Origin of the sequence: Saccharibacillus kuerlensis DSM 22868 (assembly GCF_000378145.1) — a bacterium.
Taxonomy (GTDB): domain Bacteria; phylum Bacillota; class Bacilli; order Paenibacillales; family Paenibacillaceae; genus Saccharibacillus; species Saccharibacillus kuerlensis.
On the sequence record NZ_KB899294.1, the window covers coordinates 1 to 12,275 of the forward strand.

Annotated in this window: 5 protein-coding genes and 1 pseudogene; 1 reads left to right on the top strand and 5 read right to left on the bottom strand. The window is 54.4% G+C overall.

The window, feature by feature from the left end:
* Positions 1-241: 241 nt before the first annotated feature.
* The 3 genes and pseudogenes from F456_RS23720 to F456_RS0115755 form a co-directional block, all read right to left on the bottom strand.
* Positions 242-3,445: an alpha-mannosidase gene (locus F456_RS23720; protein ID WP_018978010.1), complete on the bottom strand. Its 3,204-nt coding sequence runs from the start codon at positions 3,443-3,445 to the stop codon at positions 242-244.
* A 290-nt stretch (positions 3,446-3,735) separates the two neighbouring features.
* Positions 3,736-3,921: pseudogene (locus F456_RS24870) on the bottom strand (glycoside hydrolase family 125 protein); the annotation flags it as partial.
* A 190-nt stretch (positions 3,922-4,111) separates the two neighbouring features.
* Positions 4,112-7,648, bottom strand: a complete 3,537-nt coding sequence (locus tag F456_RS0115755) for an alpha-mannosidase (RefSeq protein ID WP_018978013.1) — start codon at positions 7,646-7,648, stop codon at positions 4,112-4,114.
* Positions 7,649-7,810: 162 nt separating this feature from the next.
* On the opposite strand from F456_RS0115755, the gene F456_RS0115760 reads away from it, so the two are divergent.
* Positions 7,811-8,116: a discoidin domain-containing protein gene (locus tag F456_RS0115760; RefSeq protein WP_018978014.1), complete on the top strand. Its 306-nt coding sequence runs from the start codon at positions 7,811-7,813 to the stop codon at positions 8,114-8,116.
* A gap of 138 nt (positions 8,117-8,254) precedes the next feature.
* On the opposite strand, the gene F456_RS0115765 is transcribed toward F456_RS0115760, so the two are convergent.
* The gene (locus tag F456_RS0115765) at positions 8,255-9,085 is read right to left on the bottom strand and encodes a methyltransferase domain-containing protein (protein WP_018978015.1); all 831 of its coding nucleotides are present in this window, start codon (positions 9,083-9,085) and stop codon (positions 8,255-8,257) included.
* 745 nt (positions 9,086-9,830) lie between these two features.
* A complete protein-coding gene (locus F456_RS22800; RefSeq protein WP_018978016.1) occupies positions 9,831-12,128 on the bottom strand; it encodes an ATP-binding protein in 2,298 nt (765 codons plus the stop codon).
* Positions 12,129-12,275 lie beyond the last annotated feature (147 nt).

Consider the following 12,275-nt stretch of genomic DNA (forward strand, 5'->3'; position numbering starts at 1 on the left):
TACGATTTGGCGAGCTTTTGCGAAAAATAATTGCATATGGGCACTTATTGGGCTTTACGTTGAATCTTATGGATGAAATCTTATGAGACGCGTCCCATTCCGGCATATACGCGAACCAATGATCGGCTTCGTATTTTACGTTCAGTGGCTTCATTTAAATTTGGAAACCGGATTTGGGCGTTGAAAGTATCTTCTATTCGAAAAAGTTGATAAGTTTGCGTACATGCCCTAGTGTAATTGGTTATTTCCGTTCGTTGAAACTCAAACTTACTGCATAAGTCACGATTTTGGTAGGCCCAACTTCAGTACGCAGCACGCCCTTCCGAGACGGCTTGGCCTCGGCGTCAGGGAAGAGATTTTGTTCTGCGGAATCGGAGGAGAAGAGGGAAGTCGCTCCTTCCTGCTCTTTTGTTGTCCGTTCGCCGTCTTCTCCGTCTGCGTTTGGCAGCATTTCGCGGCGGCGTTCCAGAATATCGCTCTCGTACATGGCCGCATGCGGGAAATTCAGCCGCAGCACAAAGTCTGAGGGTGCCTGCGATAGGTTGTACCAGCGGAGCACGACGTCTCCGTACTCCTCGGACAGCTTGGCGGCGGAGAAGGCGAGACTGTCGCCGCTCCACTCCAACAGCTGTCCGGACGCCGGAAGCGGGCCTTTCTGCATGCTGGTCTGCGTAACAAACCACGGCGTTTGATATTGATAAGCTTCGGCGTAAGTGCCGGATTCAATCGTATTTCCGGCATGGGGGAAAAGAGCAAACTCGGCCGTATGCGGGCCGAGACACTGCGCCTCCGGCGTCGGGAAGACGCCCCAGTCGCCTAGTTCAGACGATGAGCGGAGCAGCGTGACGGCAAGGGTGCCCGCGTCATCCTGCAGCACTTCGTATTCGTTAAGCCCTTTGTTAGCAGCGGTCAGGCCGAAAGATCCATCCGAAACGCCGACAAAAGCGTGCTGATGCTGCGCATTGCTCGGATTGATCCACTCCGGCGCAGGCTTTGTATCTCGTTCGGCCGCTTCGAAGATCGAATCAGCGAGATGGCGATCCGCTTTCAAGCCGCTCGGAAATAGGACGCGCAGCCGGTGATCGAACGCCTGATTGTCGAAGGAAGCCGTGATCGTCGGGCCTTTGGATTCCCGTTCCAGCGTCATCCTCGTTACAATGCGCAGCGGCACGAGAGAAGAGACGCGCTGCGATTTGCGTTCAGTGAACGGGACGAGGAACCGCTTTTCTTCTTCGAACTTCTTCTCCATACCGGCCGGAATCTGCCAGTCGTGTATGATCTCGAACACGACGCGTACCGGCGAAGATTCAACCACTGAGATTGAAGCTTCCAGTCCGGCGGTCGTCAGAGCCGTCTCGCCTTCCGGCTGGCGGAAGACGTATTCGTTGCCGACGTCGCCGCAGTCTTCGTAAACGCCGAGTCCGGAATAAGTCCGGCCCGTGATTTTGTCCGTCAGGTCGTACGAGCCGTCCGTCCGGAATTCGACGGCGACGTAATCGTTTGCCATGCCGCGCTCATGGACGCGGAGAGAGGAGACATTGTCCGCCGAAACATGCGGCAAAGACTGCGCATGATCTGCCGATTCCGCGGAAACATTGAAGCCGACGGTGCCGGCAGCAGAGCGGGAAGCGGCCGAACTGATGCTGTCGGCTGCCGAGCCCGGAGCTGCGGCTGCCAATTCGCCTTCCTGCTTGGCCCGGCCGCTCTGCGGCTGCACGGCTTCGATGAAGGCATCTGGCGCAGTGCCGGTCGGTGAGCCATCCGCTCCGGAGCCGTCCGAAGCTCTTTCGCCGCCAACTGCGGCTTCGGGACTGCCGATCCGGCCTTCCTGGACGCTCAAGCCGGCCCCGGACGCCGGCAGCCAGGCATACGCCGCATAACCGAGCGGCGCTATTTCCCGCGCTTCCAGGGTCAGCCGAACCCTGCGCGCCATATAAGGCTGCCGGAAACGGTCGTCCGGCAGCTCGTAGCCGAAGTGCACGCCGAGGTCTTCCAGCTCGGCATACACTTCCCGGCCGCGGCTGTCGAGTACGCGTCCTGATCCGGCTCCGCCCGATTCGCCGCTTCCCGGCCCGCCGCAGCGGCCAGATTCCAATTCGATCTGTTGAAGCTCGGCCGTGATTTCGGCAATTGAAGGCCGCTCGCCGAAGCCGAGCCTCGCAATGTCCAGCTCGACCGTCACGACGCCGCTCCGCGTCCAGCCTGTCGTATTGAACACCGCGAACGGCACGGCGTTCGCGTCCCAGCCCGGCGCGTTCGCTGTGTCGATACGCCGCGTCAGCGCCTGCAGGCTGGCGTCGACGATCGCTTCAGCCGTATGCCGGCTCTTCTCGAACCGCGTAACCATTTCGCGGTGCACTTCGTCCACGCTGCAGCCGCAGATGCTGTCGTGCGGGTGATTCTGCATAAGCGTTTTCCACGCGTATGTCAGCTCGTGGTGCGGATATTTCCGGCCGCCCGCCAGATGGGCGAGCAGGGCGAGCGGCTCTGCGCCGCGTTCCAGCAGGGTCTGGCCCTGCTGATTCATCTGCTTGAGATACATGCGCGCCGACGCTGTATTGACGAGCGTACCCCAACCGTCAGTGCGCTGGCTTCGCAGCTCGCCGTCGACGGTTACGAGATTGTCCGGCAGCGCCGGACGCAGCGCCTCGAGATACTCGTCGAAGCTCACATGCTTAAAGTCTGTGTCAGGAAAGAGACTGCGTGCCGTCTCCAAAGCCTCCGGCAGATCGGTCTGGACCGGCTGATGGTCGCAGCCGTTCATAAACAGCAGATGCGGTGTAGAAGCGTATTTGGATGCATCCGCCAGCTTGGCGGTCCAGTACTCGCGGGCGGCATTGATATCGATTGGCACTTCCATGCCGTTGCTGTACCAATTGGCGAACAGCACGCCATTTACGGATGAGCCGTCCGGCGAGCGCCAATGCATTTCGGAATACGGTGATTCGTAGGTATCCGATTCGTAGACGGCGTTGGCAAAGCCGGTCGGCTTTACGCCGCGACCGAATACTGCCGTATCGATATCAGCTTGTACCAGCATTTGCGGTGCCTGCCCCATATTGCCGAACGAGTCGGGGAAGTAACCCAGCTTGGAAATACTGCCATAGCGGGCCGCATCCTGATGTCCGATCAGCAGATTGCGTACGTTCGCTTCGGCGCTTGTCAGAAACTCGTCCTGCAGCACATACCAGGGTCCAATCGCAATGCGCCCGTCACGGATCAGCTTTTCCAGTCGTTCGCGGTTGTCGGGGCGCACCTGCAGGTAGTCTTCTATAATGATCGTCTGTCCATCAAGATGGAAACTGCGGTAATCCGGGTTCTGTTCCAAAGTGTCCAGCAGCGTGTCCATCAGTTCGATCAGGCGCATATGATGGCGTTCGTAAGGCAGATACCACTCGCGGTCCCAATGGGTATGCGAGATCAGATAGGCGGTTTGGCGGTTCATAAAAGGCCTCCTCAAGCTGCTCGAATGACGGATTTTGAATAAAGGATTTTGAAAGACGGGTTTAATGACAGATCTTGAAAGGCGGATAAGGTGAAAAAGTGACTTTCGTTCATAGAGAGATGAGTCGCGCCCGGAGTCTGACGAATCGCTTTCGGAATCTGAAGAATCGTGTCAGAATCGATGGAGCTTATGGAGCTTATGGAGCTTATGGAGCTTATGGAGCTTATGCGGCTTGTTCGGCTCGTGCCGCTTCTTCAGATATTTGGATTAAGCCCGATTTCGATCCTGCCTCACAGCTTGCCTGATCGAATCAATCCGGTGACCAATTCGCTGAATAAACTATTGGCCCAGGCAAACCACGGACGAGTAAACTTGGACGGATCGTCGGCGTGAAAACCTTCGTGCATAAAGCCGGTGTCGGCATCCGTTGCTTCGAGCGTCTGCAGCAGACACAGTTTTTCCTCGTCGGTACCGGCTGCATGCCGCTTGTTGTCGGTATTTAAACCGTTAATATTGGAGTCATTGGCGTTCAAATCGTTGATGTTCAACTCGTTAGTGTTCAAGTCGTTGGCGTTCAAAAGGAAATCCCCTTTCGGTATACGGAACCGAAATATGAAGCCGGATATAGATCAGAGATAAGGACCCGGGCTGCAATTTCCCGAACGATTATGCGCGCAGATCGATCAGGAACGTACGGATCTCATAAGGCTCCAGCACGAAGTCAATCTGTGGTTCCTGCCAGCGTTCGCCTTCCGGCTGTTCCATCAGATTGCATGCCTGCCATGAAGCGATGCTCAGATCGCTCTCCAGCGTCAATTTCTGCCGGCTTCCGGAGAAATCGTGTACGCGCAGAACGACGAATTCGCCGTCCTCCGAGCGCTTTACAGCCGAGATCATGGCTGTGAGGTTCTTGGCAGCGTCGAACGCGCCAACTGCACCGCCGAATACACCAACCACTGCCCTGCTGCGCTCGGCACCGCCATGTTGTTCACCGCCTGCTGCTTGCATGCGCTCTGTGCTGAAGTTCGCTGCGTTCGTATGCTCGGCGATGACGCCGCTGTGCCGCCAGGCCGTGCCCACGCCGGTGCTGACTGACAAACGGAACATGGACAGAGCCGACCGTTCCGGAGCGCCTTCCGACACACGGAACGGATTGTTCAGGGCCCAAGCGCTGCGAACGGTACCGCCAAGCAGCCAGTCTCCTTCATGCGGCAGCAGCGAATACGTAAATTCGTGCGCTCCTTGGTCGGCTTCCGTGTCCGGATGCTGAGCGCACTTGATCAGCGACAGGCGCATCACGTGATCCTTAATGTCGTAGCCGTACTTGCAGTCGTTCAGCAGGCTGACGCCGTAGCCTTTGTCCGACAGATCGGCCCATTGATGGCCGACGGTCTCGAACCGCGCCATGTCCCAACTCGTGTTCCAGTGGGTCGGACGCTTGACGTTGCCGTACTGAACATCGTACGTCGCTTCCGTAGCACGCACATGTACCGGAAAAGCAGCTTTCAGCAGTACGCGGCGTTCGTGCCAGTCGGCTTTGGTCTTGAAGTCGATCCTGCGGTCGGATGCGTAGACGATCATCTGCTGTTCAATCCGCGATGCTGCCGTTTCCCAGACGAAGGCGATCACGCAGCGCAGTATTCCGTTCTCCTTCACAGACACGCTGGTCAGGTTGTCCAATTCCCAAGATTTCTGCTGATAGAAAATATCGACGTCCCACGCTTCATGCGCCAGCGGTTTGTCTTCGAACAGTTGGAACACGTTGCCGCGCTGTCCGTGTGCCAGCACTTCGCGATCCGCCCTGCGGTCGTAGATGCGTGTAAGCTGACCCTGCTCATTCCAGTCCAGTTCATAGAATGGAGTGTCGACACCATTCTCGCGCAGAGTGAAGACGGAGTGAGAAGACACAGGGTTTTCGATCAAGGAAGCTGGATGTGAATCGTTGGCTTTACTGGCTTCGCTCGCTTCATTGACCTTATTGGCTTCATTGATCTCGCTGTCTGACCTTTGTGCCGCCGCTTGCGCCACTGCCGCTCCGGATAAGCCGGTGTCCGCCGGCAGATCGGCGTGATCCGCTGCACCGCCCGGCTCGAATGTCAGCTCCGCATAACCCAGCGAAGGAACGTCTGTCGCTTCTACAAGCCAAACGCCGTCCGACAGTTGGGCGCGAAGCGTTTCGCCGAGATGATTTTTCCATACACCGCCTGCGTTCGCGATGCTGTCCGTTTCATTCACGGCACTGCCCGCTGCCGAGATCTCGACGATTCCGGTCTCCGCCCACGGCGAAGAATTCCAGACCGTGAAGCGCCGCACTGCCTGCGAAGAAGAGCCGTCTGCGCTGCCTGTCAGTAGACCTTGTTCCGCTCCGCTTCGAGCTTTCAGGCCCAATTGTTCGGCTTCAGCGTACTCAATCGTGCTGTCCTCGTAGACTTCGCGAATCGACGAGCCCGGGATAATGTCATGGAACTGGTTGCGCAGAATAATCTTCCAGCCTTCGTCCAGTTCTTTTTTTGCATATTGGTTCCAATCGCCGGAGAGGACCGCATTCAATGCGTTCAACCATTCGCTTTCCCGGTACAGAAGTTCAAGTTTTCGGTTCATGCGTTTGTTGTAAGCCTGACTTGTGTACGTTCCGCGGTGATATTCGAGGTACAGCTCGCCGTCCCACGTATGTACGTAGCTGTCGGTCTTTTCCACCGTTTCGCGCAGCTTTCGGAAGTAGTCGCCGGCTGTACCGGTTTTCATTTTTGGCAGCCCAGGCATGCGGTCGATCCGTCTGCGCATCTCCAGCATGTTCCGGTTGACCCCGCCGCCTCCGTCGCCGTAGCCGTAGGAGAACAGCAGCTTCTGGTTCATTTCCTTGTCGCGGTAGGCGTCCCAGCTGCCTTTGACCGTCTTGGGCATAATATTGCCGTTATACGTGTAGAACCAGGAACCCGGCTCGGACCACGGTTCCGTCGTCGTTATAAAGTGGGTCAGAATCTCTGTTCCGTCCATCCCGCGCCACATAAACGTATCGTGCGGCATTCGGTTGTACTGATTCCAGCTGATCTTGGTCGTCATGAACGTGTGAATGCCGGACTTTTTCAGAATCTGCGGCAGCGCCCAACTGTAGCCGAACACGTCCGGAAGCCAGAGGTAATCGCATTCCGCACCGAACTCTTCCCGGTAAAATTTTGTTCCGACGAGAATCTGCCGCACCAACGATTCGCCGGATGTCAGGTTGCAGTCGGCTTCCAGCCACATGGCACCGCTGGCTTCCCAACGTCCTTCAGCGGCTCTTGCTTTGATATCCTCGTATAGTTCGGGATAATCGGTTTTTACGTAATCGTAGAGCTGGGGCTGCGTCTGCAGAAACGTATACTCGGGAAACAGCTCCATCAGACGCATGACTGTCGAGAAGGAACGGGCGGTCTTTTCACGGGTATGTTTGAGCCGCCACAGCCAAGCTACGTCGATATGCGTATGCCCGATCGCTGTGATCTCGACCGCCGAATGCTTGTCCATACGGTCGATAGCGTTCGAGAGAGAGTCGCGCGCTTCGCGCAGCGATTCGTAGAAGGCGTCCGAACCTGGCGAGCTCCAGTCGATAAGCAGCAGCGAGCGGTCCGCAGCTTTAAGCAGTTGGGAACGTTCCGGAAGGTTGGGGTCCAGCACTTCGACCGTCTCGGATACCGCCAGCAGCGTGTGATAATAATCGTCGGCAGGTTCATCGAGCCAGCAGACTTCCGCAATCCGGATGCCGTGAGTCTGATTCTGCTGCACGCCGCCGCCTTCAAGACCGGACCACAGGCGAAGCGTCAGCGGAAGTGTCGTCCCGGCCGGATCTTCGTTGAAAAAGACTTCGAGATGGTTGGAGTCGACGCCTTGATAAGGTTGGCCATGCAGATAGAAGAGAGACTCGAAGCCGGAATTGTTGCCGCCGCCGGTCTCGCCCAGATCGAAGCGGCCGAGAATGCGGCGTCCGGACCATTCGGCAGGGATATTCATTTCGGCGTAGAGCCACAAGTACAGGTCGCGTCCGCTCCAGCTCTCGCCGATCTTCAGCGTGCCGGTATAGTCCGCAGACGAAGGGATTTCGGGATTGATCTCTTTACGGGCATCTTCAAGGGAATGGAAAAAAGGAATGGGCATGCGGTCACGGTAACGGTAATCGGACAGTTCATGCAGACGGGAGCGCAGTTTGGATTCGGTTAAAAACACAGGAAAAAGACCTCCTTTGGGTAGTTGGACGAATCGTCAAACGGTCGGAGGCGAGTGGGGTCAAGAAGGGCCGGGGGTACTCGCCACTATGGGGAGGCATGCCGGGTTCTTCTGCAAACGGAGTCGATCTTAGGGGATCGTTAAGGCCATTATAAGCAGGTCATGTCCGTTTTTCAAACCGATATTTGCAAAAAAAAGAGAAAAAGAGTCCTATTTGGGAAAGCATTTGCTGTTCCGGGAGGCGGAGAACCGGCGGCGTTCAATACGAGAGCGTTCACGCTGCGAATCAGTGAAGACGGCGAGAACTGGACCGATGCCGTACAGGTGACGGACAATGCGGCCGGGCTGAGCAGGCATGCGATTCCGCTGACATCCGCTCGATATGTACAGCTTGTTGTGGAGAAGCCGACTCAGGGCGGCGACACGGCGGCGCGGATTTACGGACTGGAAGTCATGGGGTTGAAGTAAAAGCAGCCAGTTTTCCCGATTTCAACACGCGACCGGAACGAATTCCCTTCGGAGCCTCTGCGGCTGTTCGGTGCATAGGACTTTATCGACAGCCTGAGCGCGGCTTCTAAATGAAGCCGCGCTTTTTTTCGCTTCCGGTCAGCTCGACGAATCCGGCTTCTGCGCGATCAGCTTGCTCATCGCATGACGATGAGGAATTCCGGAAGACATACAGTCGAATACGATCTCCGAGCTGTCTGCCAGCAGCCAGTCATGATAATGCCGGGCCAGCTCGCCGGAATGCCAAGAATAAGCATACGGCTCGTCTTCAGGCGGCGGAGCGATAAAAGGCTTCTCCACAAATACGTTCAACACATGCAGCCCACCGGCATTTGTGAATGCCTTGTAGTTTTCGAAGATTTCGCTGCGCAGTTCCGGTCTGATGTAATGCAGGACCCCGCTTGAAAAAACAATGTCGAAATGCTCGTCCAAACGGTGATCCAGAATGTCCGCTTTGAACACTTCGACATGCACGCGTGCCTGCTCGGCAAGACGTTTTGTTTTCTCGATTCCGGCATCGGCCACATCAAACGCAGTAACGTGATAGCCGTTGCGGGCAAAAAAGACGGCATCCTTGCCTTCGCCGCAGCCGACATCCAGCAGTTTAAGAGGACGCACGGGCGGTATTCGTTTCAATACTTCGTAACAAGCTGAATTGGGCTCGGTACCCCAGTAATAACCAGAGTTCCGATATTCCTGTTCATAGATGGTAACGGATCTGTCGAATGAAGCATACCCGAACAGTCTGTCTATTCCGGTTTCCAGCGTTCGAGCCAACTGCGGAAGCAGAGCGATATCGGGCAGGCTTTGAGCATTTTCCCACTTTGACACGGCTTGGAAAGATACGCCGACTGCCTGAGCCAGCTCTTCTTGGGTCATGCCTTTTTCCTTGCGATAATTATGGATGTTTCTTGCCAACTGCTCTTTCATTTTGGTCGCTCCTTCGGATGTTTGCTTGTCTGATTCTTATTTTAAGGAACAAGGCGGTTTGCAAACAATAGAGGCGTATTCGAGTTTTGGACGGGTTCAACCGAAAGTTGAGTTATGTTTGGAAGAGCGATCCGATTTAAAGATTTAAATGAAGCCGATGCACGTAAATGCGAAGTCGATTATTGGTTCGCGTACACGTCGTAATGGGATGCGTTGAACAAGAAATGATGAATAAGATTCGTCTAACGGGAAACGATAAAGATAAATAGGATGCGTCCAACAAGATGCGTTTAATTAAGAAGTGACTAACAAGACGTGTCTAAATAAGAAGTGTCTAACAAGACGTGTCTAAATAAGAAGTGTCTAATAAAATTCGATAAACAAAATTCAACGTAAAGCTCAATAAGTGCTCACATGCACTTATTTTTCGCAAAAGCTCGCCAAATCGCATAATAAGTGCGCAGGTGCAGCTATTTCACGTGAAAGTACAGTTAGAAACGCAAAAACGCTGAAATAAGTGTATGAGAGCACTTATTCCAGCGAAAGTTAAAAATTCGAGAAAAATAAGTGTATAGGCGCACTTATTTTTCTTTTTCCCTCTTACACCTTCAATAGATTTTTCGGATCTGGCTGAAATAGGTTTGCGTACAGCCCCTAGAGCGGTACAACGGTATCAGCCAACCTTTCGGTATCAGCCGACCTTTTCAGTATAAGACAAGCGCCCGGTCTCATACGATTCGAGTATTTATCGGGCTAACCATACCCGCATAAGCGAGAACAGCTTTTCGATATTCAGCGGTTTGCTGATGTAATCAGAAGCGCCCGCTTCCAGGCACATTTCGCGTTCGTCTTTCATGGCTTTGGCCGTTAGAACGATAATCGGCAGCGCGCCAAACTCCGGTTTTGCCCGGATCGCTTTCATCGTTTCATAGCCATCCATAAGCGGCATCATGATATCCATCAGTACCAGATCGTAAGCGGGATCGCGCTCAAGTACATCAAGCGCTTCGCGCCCGTTCTCGGCAATGCCGACCTCGGCGCCTTTGCTCTCCAGAGCGACCGAGATTGCATAAATATTGCGCGCATCATCGTCGACAAGCAGCAGACGCCGACCTTCGAACAGTTTTCGGTCGCCTTCCTGCTCCCGAGGGAGATGCAGGTTGGAAGCCAGGGAAGTTGAAGGTTCAGGAAGAGCGGTTGTCGCTTCAGCATCAGGCTGATGTACATGCCGCAGGTCGGATGGAAGATACAGAGTGAACACACTGCCATGTCCGGATGCGCTTTCCAGTCCGATACTTCCGCCCAACAGACGCGAAAATTCGCGGCAGATAGACAAGCCCAAGCCGGTACCGCCATAACGTCGTTCTGTCGCCCCGTCCGCTTGGAGGAAAGCTTCGAAGATCAGATCTTTTTTGTCATCGGAGATGCCGATACCTGTATCCGCCACTTCGATCTTCACTCCGGCTTCGCCGTTCGATGAATTCGGCAGGTCTGCGGATGCAATACGAAGCGTGACGGAACCCTGCGTAGTAAACTTGATTGCATTGGACAGCAGATTTTTCACAATTTGCTCAAGACGGCGGCCATCGGTCCACAGCAGTTCAAGCGTATCCGGCTCGAAGATTGTGTCGAAGCGAATGCCTTTTTTTCGCGCAATTTCGTCAAACAGACCTTTCATACTCTGCGAAAGTTCTGTCAGATTATACGGTTCGGCGGTCACTTCCATTTTCCCGGCTTCCGCTTTTGCCAAATCCAGAATATCGTCAATCAATCCCAGCAGATCATGTCCCGAACGGTAGATCGTGGCGGCGTATTCTTTCTCCTGCTGTGTCAGTGTCTCATTGTCCTTCTCGGACAGGATTTGCGATAAGATCAAAATGCTGTTCAGCGGTGTACGCAGTTCATGCGACATATTGGCCAGAAACTCGGTCTGGAACTGTGCGCTTCGAATCAGCTCCTGCTGCACAACTTCGAGCAGTCGGTTCTTCTCTTCGACCTGCAGGTTCGTTTTTTCCAGTTCACGGTTGGCTGTGCGCAGCGTCTCCTGTTGGGTACGCAGTTCTTCCGATTGAGCCTGCAATTCTTCGGTCTGACTCTGCAGCTCTTCTGCAGAAAGCTGGGAATCGCGAAGCAGACTGTCCACCTGCATACGTCCGGTGACAGCATTGATTGCGATGCCAAGCGTGTTCATCAGCTGCTCGACCAGCCGCCGCTGTACAGGAGTGAAGGTTGTTAACGAGGCGAATTCTACGACAGCTTCGACCCGCTGTTCGAATTGAACGGGAACGATGAACAAGCTGCGCGGCGCCGCCTCCCCCAATCCGGAAGTGATGCGCAGATAATGTTCGGGCAGATCTTCAAGCAGAACCGATTCACCGCTGAGCGCGGCTCGTCCTACCAGTCCTTGACCTATTTTGAACGTATCGACCGACGACTCGGCGGCATAATCGGAATAGGAGGCGATTCGCACTAGTTCATCTTCGCCTCGGCGCGAGTAGAAGACGGCGTAAGCAGCTCCGCTCAACGGAACAATCTTGCGCAGGAACGTTGCAGCAAGCTGCTCCATCGAACCGATATTTTGATAGAGAGCCGACGATTCGGCCAGCGCCGTCTGAATCCATGTATGCTCTTCAAGTTCTTCCTTAAGCTCGCGCGATCTGCGATTATGACTTTCCAGCGAAATGGCCATTTCATTGAAGGAAAGTGCAATATTGCCGATTTCATCTTCGCTGTCCGAATTCAGACGGGGGAGATTTTCGGAAGTATTAAAATCGGCGCTGCGCATAACTCCGGTTATGTTTTTAAGTTTATTTGTCGTACCGCGAATCGTTCGCCGCATCAGCAGAATCGCGGCAGCAAGCAGCACGGGAGCAAGGATTCCAATACTCCAGAGCATAAGGCGAGCCGTACGATAGCGTTCTTCGATACCGGCATCGGACGATTGTTCAATAAAGTAGAGAAAAACGGCGGACAGAGCCGCTGTCACAAGCATGATAATAAATACGGAGCCAAATCCCGAAAGCTGTCTTTTCTTGTAGTTCAAGTAGATATCCTCCAGACTGGATGCGAATCGGCGGTGCGGATTGAGGAGTAAGTATCGGAAGCAGGTTGTTAGGGAATAAGCGTTATCAAAATGGGCTGAACAAAGCTTATACTCAGCCAGTATAAGCTTTTTTCGATAGTTTGTCGT

What these genes read in the sequence shown, in the direction of transcription:
- F456_RS23720 (WP_018978010.1), bottom strand. Translation starts at nt 3,445, where the DNA reads ATGAACCGCCAAACCGCCTATCTGATCTCGCATACCCATTGGGACCGC.
- F456_RS0115760 (WP_018978014.1), top strand. Translation starts at nt 7,811, where the DNA reads ATGTCCGTTTTTCAAACCGATATTTGCAAAAAAAAGAGAAAAAGAGTC.
- F456_RS0115765 (WP_018978015.1), bottom strand. Translation starts at nt 9,085, where the DNA reads ATGAAAGAGCAGTTGGCAAGAAACATCCATAATTATCGCAAGGAAAAA.